This window comes from Curtobacterium sp. MCBA15_004 (assembly GCF_001865055.2).
Taxonomy (GTDB): Bacteria; Actinomycetota; Actinomycetes; order Actinomycetales; family Microbacteriaceae; genus Curtobacterium.
On record NZ_CP126266.1, the window covers coordinates 1949350 to 1963868 of the forward strand.

The window sequence follows — 14519 nt, forward strand, 5'->3', positions numbered from 1 at the left end:
ACCCCCTGGTCCACACCGATCGTCGGTGCGAGCCGTCATGGCAGTGATTGGTTGGCGCGGATTGCGCCAATGGAGTCTAACCGCACCGCGCGGGCACCCACAACCAGGCCGGTCGGGCGTGTCACGGAGCGTCACGTGCGGTGCAGACCCGGCGGTGGTGCCGCGGTGCGGCCGCACCGCGGCGGACGGGAGGCCCGTGGCGGGGCCGCCACGGGCCTCCCGTCCGCCAGGTGCGCACCCCCGGCGACGCGGGCCGGCCCCGATGACCGGCGACGGTGACCCGCCCCCGGCGTCCGCTCAGTCGAGCAGTGCGCTCCGGAGCGTGTCGAGCCCGACGCCGCCGAGTGCGAGCGCGCGGTGGTGGAACGCCTTGAGGTCGAAGGCGTCGCCCTCGCGCGCCCGGACCTCGTCGCGGATCGACTCCCACACGCGCTGGCCGACCTTGTACGACGGCGCCTGCCCGGGCCAGCCGAAGTACCGGGCGACCTCGAACTGCACGAACTCGGGCGCCATGTTGACGTTCTGGCCCATGAAGTCGAGCGCGTACTCCCACGTCCAGCCGCCACCGTCCGGGTTCGTCTTCTGCAGGTGCACGCCGATGTCGAGCACGACCCGGGCGGCACGCATCCGCTGCCCGTCGAGCATGCCGAGCCGGTCGCCGTCGTCGTCGAGGAAGCCGAGCTGCTCCATCAGGCGTTCGGCGTAGAGCGCCCAGCCCTCGACGTGCCCCGACGGTCCGGCGAGCTGCCGGCGCCAGGTGTTCAGCTCGCCGCGGTTGTGCACGGCCTGGCTGATCTGCAGGTGGTGGCCCGGGACGCCCTCGTGGTAGACCGTCGTCTTCTCACGCCAGGTGCCGAACTCGGTGACGCCCTCGGGCACCGACCACCACATGCGGCCGGGGCGGGAGAAGTCGTCCGAGGGCCCCGTGTAGTAGATGCCGCCCTCCTGCGTCGGGGCGATCCGGCACTCCAGGCGCTTGATCGGGTCCGCGATGTCGAAGTAGACGCCGTCCATCGCGCGGATCGAGGCGTCGCTCGTCTCCTGCATCCACCGCTGCAGCGCGTCGGTGCCGTGCAGGACCCGGGCCGGGTCGGCGTCGAGCAGCTCGATGGCGCGGGCCACCGAGGCGCCGGACTCGATGCGGTCGGCGATGCGCTCCTGCTCGTCGCGCATCCGGGCGAGCTCCTCGATCCCCCACTCGTACGTCTCGTCGAGGTCGACGACCGCGCCGAGGAAGCGGCGGGAGTGCAGCGCGTAGTCCTCGCGTCCGACGGCGTCGACCGGCGTCGCGAGGGGCAGCAGCTCGTGCTCGAGGAACCCGCCGAACGAGCGGTAGGCAGCCGCGGCCACCTCGGCGCCGCGGGCGAGCTCGGCCTGCAGCGACTCGGGCAGCGGCGCACCGCCCTCGAGCGCGGCGGACGCGACGAACTGGCGGAAGAAGCCGTCAGGGGCGCCGGTGCGGGCGGCCTGCTCGGCGATGAGCGCGACCTGCCGCCGTGCCGGCGTGACCTGCTCCCGGGTGCCCTGGAGGAGGGTCTCGCGGTAGCCCTCGAGGGCGTCCGGCAGCGCGTGCAGTCGGCCGGCGACGTGCTGCCAGTCGTCCGTCGTCGCGGTCGGCATGAGGTCGAGCACGTCCCGGAGCTCCTGCGCGGGGCTCGCGATGACGTTGAGGTCGCGCAGGTGCAGCTGCCGCTCGTGCGACTCGACCACGAGGTCGAGCTCGGCACCGAGGTCGGTCTTCGTCACCCGGTCGACGTCGTCGGCCGCGGGGGCCGCGTCGAGCGCGCGACGCGCGGCGCGGGCGGCGTCGGCCAGCGCGTCGGCACCGGCGGGCGACGTGTCGCCGTACCCGTCGGTGCGGCCCGGGACGCCGATGTACGTGGCGACGGTCGGGTCGAGGTCGACGAGCGTGGACACCCAGTCCTCGGCGACGCGGTCGACGGCGGACGGTTGGCGGACGGGACGGGCTTCGGTCATGTCCCCGACCCTACCCACGTGCGTTCCGGGACACTGGCGCGGCCGCGGAACGCCCGGGAAGGCGGACGGGAGGCGCGGTGCGGGCCCGCACCGCGCCTCCCGTCCGTCCGCTGGTCGCGGTCGACGTCAGTGCGCCGCCGCCTCCCAGTTCGGGCCCACGCCCACCGACACGTCGAGCGGCACGCTGAGCTCGGCGGCACCGCCCATGCGCGTGCGCAGGATCTCCTCGACACGCTCCTGCTCCCCCGGTGCGACCTCGAGGATGAGCTCGTCGTGCACCTGGAGCAGCAGGTGCGACGCGAGGTCGCCGTCCCGCAGGTCGGCGGCGACGCCGAGCATCGCGATCTTCATGATGTCCGCGGCGGACCCCTGGATCGGCGCGTTCAGCGCGGCGCGCTCGGCGTTCTCGCGCAGGACGCGGTTCGGGCTCTTCAGGTCGGGGAACGGGCGTCGGCGTCCGAAGATCGTCTCGGTGTAGCCGTCCTCGCGGGCCTGCTCGACGACCCCGCGCAGGTAGTCGCGGACGGCGCCGAACCGGGCGAAGTACTCGTTCATGAGCGTGCGCGCCTCGGACTGCTCGATGCGCAGCTGCTTGGACAGGCCGAACGGGCTGAGCCCGTACGCGAGGCCGTACGACATCGCCTTGACCTTGGTGCGCATCTCGGGCGTGACGTCGGCCGGCTCGACACCGAACACCCGGGCGCCGACGAAGCGGTGCAGGTCTTCGCCCTCGTTGAACGCCTGGATCAGCCCGGGGTCGCCGGACAGGTGCGCCATGATGCGCATCTCGATCTGCGAGTAGTCGGCGGTGACGAGGGTCGTGTACGGCTCCGCGACGGCGAACGCCGACCGCACCCGACGGCCCACGGCGGTCTTGACGGGGATGTTCTGCAGGTTCGGGTCGGTCGACGAGATGCGGCCGGTGCTGCTGCCGGTCTGCTCGTAGCTGGTGTGGATGCGGCCGTCGACGACCGCGGCGTCGAGGGTGTCGACGATCTGCCGGAGCTTGGTCGCGTCGCGGTGCTGGAGCAGCAGGCCGAGGAACGGGTGCGGGTGCTGCTCCTGCAGGTCGGCGAGGCTCGCGGCGTCGGTCGAGAAGCCGGTCTTGGTCTTGCGGGTCTTCGGCATCGCCAACTCGGTGAACAGGACCTCCTGCAGCTGCTTCGGCGAGCCGAGGTTCACCTCGTGGCCGATCTCGGCGAAGGCCTGCTGCGCGAGCTCGGCCGCGCGCTCCCCCAGGTCGTGCGACAGACCGGTGAGCACGGGCCGGTCGATGCCGACGCCGATGGTCTCCATGCCGGCGAGGACCGGGACGAGCGGGAGCTCGATCGTGTCGAGGACCCGGAGCGAGGACTCGTCGACCCGGGCGCGCAGGGCCGTGTCCACGCGGAGCACGTACCAGGCGTGCACCCCGACGTTCACCGGGTCGGTCTCGGGCACGAGCTGGTTCGGGTCGGCGGTCGGGAGTTCCTCGCCGAGCTCCTGGTAGACGAGGTCGGCGAGGGGCTGGCCCTGCTTGCCGGGCTGCGCGAGCCACCCGGTCAGTCGGGCGTCACCGGCGATGCCGTGCACGGTGATGCCGACCGTGCCGAGCGCCTTGATCGCGGCCTTGGCGTCGTGGAAGTGCTTCGGCGCATCGGAGGCGAACCAGGCCGCGAGCTGCTCGTAGTCCTTCGTGCCACTGCCGCCCGGGACCAGCACGGCGTCGTCGTGGGTCGCGATGCCGATGGCGCTGAGGCGGCCGTCGATGACCTCGACCGCGACGCCGAACCCGTTCTCGGCGTCCTTCGCGACCTTCTGGTCGAGCCAGTGGCCGAGCTCCTCGTCGATGACGGTCTTCACGGGCGGCGGGGTCGGCGCACCGCTGTCGACGGCGCCCTCGGCAGCGGTGCCGTCGGACGGCTCGCCGGTGCCCGCGACCTTGAGCACGCGGTCGAGCAGGGTGCGGAACTGCAGCTTCGCGAACAGCTCGCGCACGGCCTGCTCGTCGAGCGGGCGGAGCGCCACGTCGCCGGGGCCCACCGGCAGCTCGACGTCGTCCACCAGTCGGTTCAGCCTGCGGTTGCGGATCGCCCGGTCCTTCTGGTCGCGCAGGTTGCCGCCGACCACGCCCTTGATCTCGTCGGCGTGCTCGAGGACGCCGTCGAGCGAGCCGTACTGGGTGATCCACTTCACCGCGGTCTTCTCGCCGACCTTGTCGATGCCGATGAGGTTGTCGCTCGTCTCACCGACGAGGGCGGCGATGTCCGGGTACTGGTGCGGTTCGATGCCGTACCGCTCGTACACCTTGTCGCGGTCGTAGCGCGTGAGCTCGGACACCCCGCGGACCGACGGGTACAGCAGCGTCACGTCGTCGTTGACGAGCTGGATCGAGTCGCGGTCGCCCGAGACGACGTACACCTGGTAGCCCTGCTCGGACCCCTGGCGGGCGAAGGTGGCGAGGATGTCGTCGGCCTCGTAGTCCTCCTTCGTGACGGTGGTGATGCCCATCGCCTCGAGCGCCTGCTGCAGGAGCGGGATCTGCCCCTTGAACTCGGCCGGGGTCTCGGAGCGGGTGCCCTTGTAGTCCTCGTACTCCCGCGTGCGGAAGGAGAACCGGGAGATGTCGAACGCGACCGCGAGGTGCGTGGGCTTCTCGCGCTGGAGGAGCATGAGCAGCATCGAGATGAAGCCGTGGATGGCGTTCGTGTGCTGCCCCTCGCGGTTCACGAAGCTGTCGACCGGCAGGGCGTAGAAGGCACGGAAGGCGAGCGAGTGGCCGTCGATGACCATGAGGGTAGGCTTTGCGGAGTCCGACACCCGGACAGCCTACCGACGCCATACGACACGGGAGTCCTGCGCGCGTGACCGACGAAGCGACCACCGGTGGAACCCTCGCCGACGCCGGGGTGGACCCCCGTCTGGCCGACCGCGGCATGGGGGAACTCGCCGAGAAGATGGGCATGGTCATCACCGAGCTGACCGCCGAGCGCGCGGTCGGGTCGATCCCGGTCGAGGGCAACCGGCAGCCGGTCGGCCTGCTGCACGGCGGCGCGTACGTCGTGCTCGCCGAGAGCCTCGGGTCGATGGCCGCGAACGTGCACGCCGGCCCGGGTCGGTACGCCGTCGGGATCGAGCTGAGCGCTTCGCACTCGCGCAGCGCCACGAGCGGCCGGGTCACCGGGACGTGCACGGCGATCCACCTCGGCGGGACGCTCACCACGCACGAGATCGTGCTCACCGACGACGAGGGCCGACGCTGCTCGACCGTCCGCATCACGAACATGATCCGCGAGCGGCGCTGACCCCGCAGCCGTCAGTCCTCCGGCGGTCGCTGCAGCAACAGTCGCGCGTCGCCGAAGCCGAGCCGCCGGTAGAGCCGCTCCCCGACGACGCTCGAGTGCACGACGACCCGTTCCGCGCCGGCCTCGTCCGCGAGGTCGACCAGCGCGGCGACGAGCGCACCCGCGACGCCCCCACCACGCAGGTCCGGGTGCACGTAGACGCTCTGCAGCTCCGCCGCGACGCGGCCGTGCGGCCGGTGCGGCACCGGCGGGCGCGGGTTCAGCGCGAGCCACGCCATGCCGAGCACGACGCCGCCCCGTTCCGCGACGACGCACCGGTGCGAGTCCGCGTGCTCGCGCCCGAACGCCGCCGTCGCGTCGCGGTACGCCTCGGGTGTGACGGTCGGTACCCGACCGTCCTCCTCGACGCTCCACCGCCACCGCAGGTCGGCCACCGCTGCCATGTCCTCCGGCCGGGAGGCACGGATCACCACGTCGTCCATGCCCCCACCCTGCCAGGTGGCCGGTCCGCGGCGGGGCCGACCCGCGCCTCCCGTCCGACCCGCACCACGCGTCGGCCGTCACCCGCGCCGACGGAGCAGACGACGTCGGGTCGCGGGCGCCCACCCGACGGTTCCTGCTCCATCGGCGGCCGGGGCGGGCGGCCCGGGAACGCGACAAGCGCCGCCGGACGGTGTCCGGCGGCGCTTGTCGCGTGAGCGAGCGGGTGCTACTTCTTGGCGCTGAGCTGCTCGATGATCGCCTTGGCGACGTCGTGCATGGTGAGGCGGCGGTCCATCGACGCCTTCTGGATCCAGCGGAACGCCTCGGGCTCGGTGAGGCCCATCTTCTCGTTGAGCAGGCCCTTGGCGCGGTCGACGAGCTTGCGGGTCTCGAAGCGCTCGACCAGGTCGGCGACCTCGGCCTCGAGCGTGATGATCTGCTGGTGCCGCGAGAGGGCGATCTCGATCGCGGGGAGCAGGTCGTTCGGGGTGAAGGGCTTCACGACGTAGGCGAGGGCACCGGCCTCGGTCGCGCGCTCGACGAGGTCCTTCTGGCTGAACGCCGTGAGGAGGACCACCGGAGCGATGTGGTTCTTGGAGAGCTTCTCGGCCGCGGAGATGCCGTCGAGCTGGGGCATCTTGACGTCCATGACCACGAGGTCCGGGCGGAGGTCGGTCGCGAGCTGCACGGCGGTCTCGCCGTCACCCGCTTCGCCGACGACGTCGAAGCCGTTGTCGCGGAGGATCTCGACGATGTCGAGACGGATGAGCGACTCGTCCTCGGCGACGACGACGCGACGCGGTGCTGCTGGGGTTGCTTCTGTGTCACTCACGACGGAGAGCCTACTAGACGGCCGGAGAGGACGCCGCCGGGCATCCCGACGGACGACCGGCCCGACCGAGGACCCGGCCGACGGACGATCGGTACGAGTGGCGGGACTCGAACCCGCACGCCGTGAGGCAGAGCATTTTGAGTGCCCCGTGTCTACCGTTCCACCACACTCGCGAGGAGACCAGGCTAGCAGCCCGGCACGCCGCACCCCGTTCGCGCGCCCGCCGTCCGCCGCGGTCGTCGTCCGCCGCGGTCGCCGTCCGCCGCGGTCGTCGGGGCCGGCCGCTACAGTCGGTCGCACGGGGATGCGGGGGCGCGAGGCCGACGTCGTCGTCCCCTCGCACCGACCCGGAGGCACCCATGACCGACGACGCCCTGTTCTCGAGCCTGTTCGCCGCGGTGGCCGCAGCCCCCGACGACGTCGGCCTGCGCGGGCAGGTCGCACAGCTCCTGCTCGACCGCGGCCGTCCGGCGGAGGCGCTGCAGCACGCGGCGGTCGCCCTGCAGCACGCCCCGCGCGACGCGACCGCACTGCGGGTGCTGACCGCGGCGTCCGCAGCCCTGCGCGGGTCGGCGGCGGGCGACGCCGTCCCGACCCCGGAGCGCGGGACCGACGGCGGCGTCCGGCCGCACGCGGATGCGGCACCGGAGGCGACCGGGGACCGCAGCACCGCGGCGGACGGCGACCACCCCGCCGACGCGGGCGGTCCCGGGACCGGCACCGCGCCTCCCGGCCGTGCCGGCGACGACTTCGACTGGCGACGTGCGGAGGCGGAGCTGGGACACGTCGTGCCGCCGCCGTTCGTCGACGCGACCCCGACGTCCGACCGGTCCACGGCGGACGGCGACGGCGACCGCCCGGAGCGGATCCGGGTGGACGGCGGCGACGGGGAACCGGTCGTCGACGTCGAGGTGGAGCGCCCGCAGGTGACCCTCGCCGACGTGGGCGGCCTCGAGGACGTCAAGCAGCGGATCCGGGAGTCGTTCCTCGAACCGATGCGGCACCCCGAGCTGGCGGCGGCGTTCGGCAAGACCCTCCGCGGCGGCCTCGTGCTGTACGGCCCGCCCGGGTGCGGCAAGACGTTCATGGCGCGGGCGATCGCCGGAGAGCTCGGTGCGCACTTCCTCACCGTGCGCATCGACCAGGTGCTCGACCCGTACGTCGGCGCGACGGAGAAGAACCTGCACGCCGTGTTCGAGGCCGCGCGGGCCAAGGCGCCCGCGGTCCTGTTCCTCGACGAGATCGACGCCCTCGGGGCACGCCGCTCGAGCATCGGCACGGGGTGGAGCGGCCTGCGGCAGATGGTCAACCAGCTGCTGCTCGAGCTCGACTCGGTCGGGTCGGACAACGACGGCCTGTTCGTCCTCGCCGCGACGAACAGCCCGTGGGACGTCGACCCCGCGCTCCTGCGACCCGGTCGCTTCGACCGGATGACGCTCGTGCTACCGCCCGATGCCCCGGCTCGCGAGGCGATCCTCCGGCACCACTTCGCGCGACGGCCGATCGCCGGGATCGACCTCGCGGAGGTCGTCGCCGCGACCGAGGACTTCAGCGGAGCCGACCTGGAGCACCTCGTCACCTCGGCGGCGGAGCAGGCGATGGCGCGGTCGGTGGCCGCCGGACGGATCGAACCGGTCGTGATGGACGACGTCCTGCGTGCCCGCTCGCAGGTGCAGCCGTCGACCGGGTCCTGGCTCGTCACGGCGAAGAACGTCGCGGCCTTCGCGAACGCGGACGGCCGGTACGACGACCTCGTCGCGTACCTGCGGCGCAAGCGTGTCCTCTGACGCCGACGCGACCGCGTCCGCGGCGGCACTGGCCGGGTCGCTCCGCGCCGTCGGGCAGCTCGACCGTGCGGAGCAGGTGCTGCGCGAGGCATCCGCGCACGCGCCCGAGGACCCGGTGCTGCTCGTCGAGTGGGCGACCCTGCTCCAGCACCGCGGCGACCTCGCGGGCGCCGAGTCCGCCGCGCGAGCCGCGGTCCGCGCCGCGCCCGAGTCGCTCGCGGGGTACGTCCGGCTGGCCCTGGTGCTCGTCGCGGCACAACGCGGGCGCGAGGCGCGGGCCGTCACCGCGCAGCTCGTCGCCCAGGCACCGGACGTGCCCGCGGTCTGGACGACCCACGCGCTGGCCTCCGTCGACGACCGACGCCCGGGGTCGCTCGCGACCGTGCGCGACGCGTACCGCCGGGCGATCGACCTGGCGCCCGACGACCCCGACCACGTGGTCGTCGCCGCGGTCTGCGAGCACGCGTACCGCCGGCACGCGGTCGCGCGGGACCTCGTGGCGCGCGGGCTCGCGATCGCGCCGCAGTCCCCCGCCCTGCTCGGGCTCCGCGCCGAGTACGCGCCCGTCTGCGAGCAGCCGGCCCTGCTGCTCGACCTGCTCACGACGAACCCGTCGGACCAGGAGGCGCGGGAACTGCTCGACGCGGCCGTCACCTGGGAGCGCCGGCTCGCCGCCACCGCTGCGGTGCTGCCCGTCGTGGTCGCGGTCGTCGCGCTCGGTGCGGTCGTCGCCGCTCCGGCTGCCGCCGGCCCGCTGGCGACGCTGCTCGCCGCGGCATCGGGCGGGCTCGCGCTGCTCGTGCGGCGGCGGTACCGCGCCCGGCGGGACCGGCTGCCCACGAGCTACCTCGACACCCTGCCCCGGACCGGACGACGACCGGCCCGGTGGGCGGCGTGGACGGCTGCGGTCGCGGTCGGCGCCGGCGTGGTCCTCGCGTGGACGCCCCTGGACACGGTCGCCCCGGTCGTGGTGCTCGGGGTCCTCGGCGTCGCGGTCGTGGCCGGCCTGGTCGTGGTCGTCGCGCCGCTGCCGGGCGACGACCGGGCGCTCCTCGCCGCCCGACGCCGCTCCGGTCGGGTCGCGTTCGGCACCGCCTGGCGGTACGGCGGGCTGCGCCAGGAGCTCGCGCTCGGGACCGGCCTCGCGGTCGCGGCCCTCGCGGCAGCCGTCGCCGGAGCAGTGCTGCCCACGGCGCCGGACGGAGCGGTCACCGTCGTCGCGTGGCCGGTCGCGCTCGTCGCCGCCGCCTCGTTCGTCGAGGCCGTCCGCGCCGGTCGGCACGCACCGCAGCGCTGGCTCCGCGCCGTCGGCGTGCGCTACCGGCTGGTCGCGCTCCTCGGCCTGACGGTGCTGCTGCTCGTGCTCGGCGCGCTCGGGCTCCGGGACGCGTCGGCACGGGACCTGCCGCACGAGGGTGGGCGCCCCGCTCCGGCACCGGTGCCGTCCTGGGCACCGCCGACGAGCGTGCCGACACCGACGCTCGACCTGCCGTCGTTCCCGCCGTTCGACGTCCCCTCGATCGGCACCTGACCGGCGCGGTCGTCCGCGGCCGGCGGCACCTGAGCAGCGCGGTCGCCCGCGGCCGGCGGCACCTGACCGGCGCGGTCGCCCGCTGCCGGTCCTGGCGCCGTTCGGGCCGTCCGGACGGGTAGGCGGAGGACGAAGCGTGCGCCGCCGAGCGGCGTCTCGTCCGGCGGCGCGTGCTCGGGCGCGTGCGCGAGCGTGCCGCCGTGCGCCGTCGCGATCCCGCGGGCGATCGGCAGCCCGAGGCCGGCCCCGCCGGACCGGACGTCGCGTGCCTCGGCGAGCCGGACGAGCCGGTCGAACACCCGCTCGCGGTCGGCCGCGGGGATGCCGGGGCCGTCGTCCTCGACGATGAGCAGCGCCGCATCGTGCTCGCGCGCGACCGTCACCCGGATGGTGCCCACGCCGTCGGTGGCGCGGGCGGCGTTGTCGACGAGGTTGCCGAGGACCTGCGCGAGTCGGTCGGGGTCGACCTCGGCGGTGACGGCGTGGTCGGGCGCCCGGACGTCGAGCGTCATCGCGGGGAGCCGGACCCGCGCGCGGTCGACCTCGGCACGGGCCCAGGCGACGAGGTCGACCGGGCGTCGGTCGAGGGCGATCCCGCGGTCGAGCCGGGCCATCGTGAGCATGTCGTCGACGAGCCGCGCGGCACGGTCGGCCTGCCGGACCACGTGCACCGCGAGCTCCTCGCGCATCGCCGGGTCGGCGTCCCGGACGAGCGTGTCCGCCGCCGCGCGGACCCCCGCCACGGGGGTGCGCAGCTCGTGGGCGGCGTCGGAGAGGAAGCCACGGACGCGCTCCTCGGCGGCCACGGCCTGCGCCTCGGCACCCTCGACGGCGTCGAGCATGTCGTCGAGGGCCACCGCGACCCGGCCGATCTCGGTGTCCCGGCGCGTCGGCCGGAGACGACGGCCGCGGTCGCCCTGCGTGATGGACCGTGCGGTGGCGGCGAGCTCGTCGAGGGGACGGAGCGAGCGCCGCACGACGAACACGACGCCGACCACGGCGACACCGAGGAACGCGAGCGAGGCACCGCCCATCACCCAGCCGAGCTGGGTGAGGGTCTCCTCGACGTCCCGGGTCCCCGCGGTGAGGGTGATCCGGGTGCCGTCGTCGAGCACCGACCGGAGTGTCAGGACCCCGTCGTCGGACGAGACGGACGACGACGCCACCGAGACGCCGCCCGTCCGCGCGGTCGACGACGTGCCGTCCGACGCGTCGGTCCCGCGGTCCGCGGTCGACCCCGAGGTCGCGGAGCCGCGGCCCTCGCGACCCGCGGGTCCGGGGAGGGTCGCGGGGTCCGGCGGTCCGGAGCGCAGCTGGTCGGGCGTGGGTCCGGCGTCGACGGCCGCTCCGTCGGGTTGCACGATCCGGACCGACAGTCCCTGTGCGGACAGCCGGTCGGCCAGGTCGTCGGCGTCGAGCACGCCGACGAGGGCCGCCGCGGCCGAGGCACGGTCGCGCAGTCGGTCCTCGACCTGGGCGCGGAGCCGGGCGCCGAGGACCGCCTCGACCGCGACGACGAGTCCGGTGAGCAGGACGGCGAGGAGCACGAGCACGGCGACGACGGTGCGCAGCCGGAGCGACGGGGTGCGCAGGCCACGCTGCCCCGCGGGACCCGCAGCGTCCGCGGGACCCGCAGCGTCCGCGGGACCCTCCGTGCCCGCGGGACCCGCAGCGTCCGCGGGACCCTCCGTGCCCGCGGGACCCGCCGTGCCCGCGGTGCCCGCGTCGGCAGTCACGCCGCACCCCGGTCGACACCGAGCCGGTACCCGAGGCCCCTGACCGTGTGCACGAGCCGGGGCCCGTGCGCCTCCATCTTGCGACGCAGCGCGCTGAGGTGGACCTCGACGAGGTTCCCCGCGACCGCGTCGTAGCCCCACACCTGCGTCGTGATCTGTCCCTTCGAGACCGTCCGGCCGCGGCTCTCGGCGAGGAAGCGGAGCAGCCGGAACTCCGTCGCGGTGAGGTCGAGCAGCACGCCGCCGCGCCGGACCGTCGCGCCCTCGGGGTCGATCACGAGGTCACCGACCTCGATCACGCTGGGCACGCGACCGCGCCGACGGAGCACTGCCGTCACGCGCGCGACGAGCTCGGCCATCGCGAACGGCTTCACCACGTAGTCGTCGGCGCCCTCGGCGAACCCGCGGAGCCGGTCGTCGAGCTCGTCCCGCGCCGTCATCATCACCACGGCGGCGTCCGAGCGGGCCCGGATGCGGGCGGCCAGGGCGATGCCGCTCGGGCCCGGCAGCATCCAGTCGAGGAGGACGAGGTCGGGGACCGCGCGCTCGAGGTCGTCGACGACCGTCCGACCGTCGGCCGCGGCGGCGACGAGGTGCCCCTCGGCGCGCAGGGTCGTGACGACGGCGGTGCGGAGCGTGTCGTCGTCCTCGACCACGAGGATGCGTGCTGGTGCGTTCACGGCGGCAACCGTAGGTGGGTTCGGCCCGCACGGAGCATGGAGCGACCTGGACATCACCTGGACTTCAGTCCTGCTTCAGGTTCGGATCGGACCGTCGTCCTCGCCGGCGGACCGACCCGATCCGCCCGACGAACAGGAGACACCATGCACGACGAACGACACGACCAGCCCACCGGTGACCGCCGTCGCCGGACCCTCCGTGCCGCGGGCATCGGCACCGCGGCCGCCGCGGTGCTCGTGCTCGGCGGGATCGGCGTCACTGCCGCGATGGCCGACGGGGGCGGGAACGCGCCGACGGTGACCGCACCGAGCGGAGCGCCCAGCGGTGCGCCGACCGGGGCACCGAAGGGCGCACCCACGCCCGGCGTCGGCGGCACGGACGCGAAGGGCAAGGACGCGACCGGCAAGGACGCGAAGGGCAAGGACGCCGCGGGCCCCGGCGGATCGGCTGCGCCGGCTCCGGGGTGCGTCGCACTCCCGGCTCCCGGTGGCACCGCTCCGAAGCCGCCCGCGGACGGCACGGCGCCGAAGGACGCGCCCGCTCCGCCCGCACCGCCCGCCGACGGCACCGCGCCGAAGGACGCGCCCGCTCCGCCCGCACCGCCCGCCGACGGCGCGACGCCGAAGGACGCGCCGGCCGCACCGCAGCAGGGCGACCAGGCGACCCCGGCACCGACCTCCGGGTCCTGACCCGGACCGCACCAGGAGCGGGAGGCGCACCCGCCGGCCGGGCGGCCGTCGCGGGGCGCGCCTCCCGGCCGGCGTTCCGCACACGGGAGCCGACCCGTCGACGCGGGGCGCGCCTCCCGCCACGGGGTCCCGCGACCGCAGGCCGACGCGTCGACCCGGGTCGCGCCTCCCGGCCCGGGTCCCGGACCCGTCAGCGGCGCTCGAGCGCCTCGATCGCGGCCACCAGACCGGCTCGTCGCGGCGACCGCCGCGGCAGGACCGCGAGGAGGGCGCGGAGCACCTCCGGGTCCGCGGCACCGTCCGCCGTGCGCGACCACGCGTGCAGCGCCTCCGCGCCGCCGTCGGTGAGCACCGACTCGCGGAACCGCAGACGCACCGCGTCGCGCAGGTCGTCGACCCCCGGGGACGCCGAACCCGGCAGCACCGGTCCGGGGTACCCGTCGACGGCCTGGAGGCGCGCCCCGCGGTCGAGCGCGGACAGCACCGTGTCGACGTCGGTGCGGATCCCGGTCAGGCGGTACGGACGCGACGTCAGACGCGCGTCCGGCGCGTGCTCCGCGAGGACGCGCCGCAGCCGCACCACCTCGGCACGCAGCGTCGGCACCGCGCGGCGGTCGCCGTAGACGGCGACCGCGAGGTCCTCGGCGGCGAGCCCGCCGGGCGTCGATGCGAGCACGGCGAGGACCTCGGAGTGCCGCTCCGACAGACGGACCGAGCGGTCGCCCGTCCGCAGGGTCGCGGTGTCGGACCCGAGCAGGTCGAGCTCGGACCGGACGGGGGTCCGGCGCCGGGCGACGCCCGCGGTGGGCTCCTCGGTCGCCGCTCCCGGCGGACGCCGCACGGCGGCGAGGGCGATCTGCGCCTCGGCCGCTGCGGCGGTGGCGGTGAGGAGCGGCAGGGTGTGCCGTTCGACGGCCCGGTCGTCGCCGGTGATGTCGAGGGCGCCCACGACCGAGCCGTCGGCCGCGTGGAGCGGGACCGCCGTACACGAGAACGCCTTGACGGCGGTGGCGTAGTGCTCCTCCGACCGGATCTGCACGCCGCGGCCGAGTCGGAGGGCCGTCCCCGGGGCGCTCGTGCCGACGTGGTCCTCCGCCCAGTCGGCGCCCGCGGTGAAGCCCATGTCCTCCGCGGCGCGTCGAGCGCGGCGGGCACCGTCGACCCAGACGATGCAGCCCGTCGCGTCGGTCACCGCGACCACGCAGCCCGCGGCGCGCACCTCGTCGAGGAGCAGCCGGCGGACCACCGGCAGGGCGGTCCCGATCGGACCCTCGGCGCGGAGGGCGTCGAGCTGGTCGTCGTCGAGGGCGAGGGCCGGGGTGCCGTCCGGGTCGACCCGGGACGAGCGACGCCACGACGCGGCGACGAGCGGGCGGAGACCGGCGGGGACGGGCACGTCGCCTCCCCTCGCAGGTCGCGGCCGCGTCGTCGCGGTCGGTGGGGTCAGCCTACGTCGGGCGGGGTGCGGGGGCCAGGGGTCGGGGGTCGGCCGTGGCTCGGGCGGTCGGGCGCGGTGCTG

The 14519-nt window shown here is 75.0% G+C and carries 10 protein-coding genes, 1 tRNA gene and 1 pseudogene; 4 read left to right on the top strand and 8 right to left on the bottom strand.

Translation table 11 applies throughout. From position 1 onward, the window contains the following. Positions 1–297 precede the first annotated feature (297 nt). Positions 298–1977, bottom strand: coding sequence for a DUF885 domain-containing protein (locus QOL16_RS09175; RefSeq protein ID WP_071284950.1), 1680 nt, complete (start codon positions 1975–1977; stop codon positions 298–300). 126 nt (positions 1978–2103) lie between these two features. Further along, positions 2104–4749, bottom strand: coding sequence for a DNA polymerase I (gene polA, locus QOL16_RS09180; protein WP_305410732.1), 2646 nt, complete (start codon positions 4747–4749; stop codon positions 2104–2106). Positions 4750–4892: 143 nt separating this feature from the next. Here polA and QOL16_RS09185 point away from each other — a divergent pair, with 143 nt between their 5' ends. Further along, entirely contained in the window at positions 4893–5261 is a 369-nt protein-coding gene (locus QOL16_RS09185; RefSeq protein WP_058743365.1) for a PaaI family thioesterase, read from the top strand. Positions 5262–5272: 11 nt separating this feature from the next. Here the strand turns inward: QOL16_RS09185 and QOL16_RS09190 are convergent, their stop codons facing one another. The 3 genes from QOL16_RS09190 to QOL16_RS09200 all read right to left on the bottom strand — a co-directional run bounded on the left by QOL16_RS09190 (position 5273) and on the right by QOL16_RS09200 (position 6749). Then, positions 5273–5743: a GNAT family N-acetyltransferase gene (locus QOL16_RS09190; protein ID WP_065959079.1), complete on the bottom strand. Its 471-nt coding sequence runs from the start codon at positions 5741–5743 to the stop codon at positions 5273–5275. A gap of 227 nt (positions 5744–5970) precedes the next feature. Next, complete coding sequence (locus tag QOL16_RS09195) at positions 5971–6576, bottom strand: ANTAR domain-containing response regulator (protein WP_022903868.1); 606 nt, start codon at positions 6574–6576, stop codon at positions 5971–5973. Between the two features lie 92 nt (positions 6577–6668). Next, positions 6669–6749 (bottom strand) — tRNA-Leu (locus QOL16_RS09200). Positions 6750–6935: 186 nt separating this feature from the next. Between QOL16_RS09200 and QOL16_RS09205 the strand changes: the two genes are divergently transcribed. Both QOL16_RS09205 and QOL16_RS17265 read left to right on the top strand, forming a co-directional pair. Beyond that, positions 6936–8363 carry a 26S protease regulatory subunit gene (locus tag QOL16_RS09205; RefSeq protein ID WP_071284951.1) on the top strand — a complete coding sequence of 476 codons (1428 nt, stop codon included), beginning with the start codon at positions 6936–6938 and terminating at the stop codon, positions 8361–8363. Between the two features lie 115 nt (positions 8364–8478). Continuing rightward, a pseudogene (locus QOL16_RS17265) lies at positions 8479–8691 on the top strand (tetratricopeptide repeat protein); the annotation flags it as partial. 989 nt (positions 8692–9680) lie between these two features. On the opposite strand, the gene QOL16_RS09210 reads toward QOL16_RS17265, so the two are convergent. After that, a complete protein-coding gene (locus QOL16_RS09210) occupies positions 9681–11447 on the bottom strand; it encodes a HAMP domain-containing sensor histidine kinase (protein WP_254780293.1) in 1767 nt (588 codons plus the stop codon). 179 nt (positions 11448–11626) lie between these two features. After that, positions 11627–12310: a response regulator transcription factor gene (locus QOL16_RS09215; protein ID WP_071284953.1), complete on the bottom strand. Its 684-nt coding sequence runs from the start codon at positions 12308–12310 to the stop codon at positions 11627–11629. Between the two features lie 144 nt (positions 12311–12454). Between QOL16_RS09215 and QOL16_RS09220 the strand changes: the two genes are divergently transcribed. After that, positions 12455–13000 carry a hypothetical protein gene (locus QOL16_RS09220; RefSeq protein ID WP_305410738.1) on the top strand — a complete coding sequence of 182 codons (546 nt, stop codon included), beginning with the start codon at positions 12455–12457 and terminating at the stop codon, positions 12998–13000. 190 nt (positions 13001–13190) lie between these two features. On the opposite strand, the gene QOL16_RS09225 is transcribed toward QOL16_RS09220, so the two are convergent. Then, positions 13191–14396, bottom strand: a complete 1206-nt coding sequence (locus QOL16_RS09225; protein WP_175473111.1) for a GAF domain-containing protein — start codon at positions 14394–14396, stop codon at positions 13191–13193. Between the last annotated feature and the right edge of the window lie 123 nt (positions 14397–14519).

Bases quoted from the DNA above. Each gene is read 5' to 3' on its own strand.
- QOL16_RS09175 (WP_071284950.1), bottom strand. From the start codon at position 1,977: ATGACCGAAGCCCGTCCCGTCCGCCAACCGTCCGCCGTCGACCGCGTC.
- polA (WP_305410732.1), bottom strand. From the start codon at position 4,749: ATGGTCATCGACGGCCACTCGCTCGCCTTCCGTGCCTTCTACGCCCTG.
- QOL16_RS09185 (WP_058743365.1), top strand. From the start codon at position 4,893: ATGGGGGAACTCGCCGAGAAGATGGGCATGGTCATCACCGAGCTGACC.
- QOL16_RS09190 (WP_065959079.1), bottom strand. From the start codon at position 5,743: ATGGACGACGTGGTGATCCGTGCCTCCCGGCCGGAGGACATGGCAGCG.
- QOL16_RS09205 (WP_071284951.1), top strand. From the start codon at position 6,936: ATGACCGACGACGCCCTGTTCTCGAGCCTGTTCGCCGCGGTGGCCGCA.
- QOL16_RS09220 (WP_305410738.1), top strand. From the start codon at position 12,455: ATGCACGACGAACGACACGACCAGCCCACCGGTGACCGCCGTCGCCGG.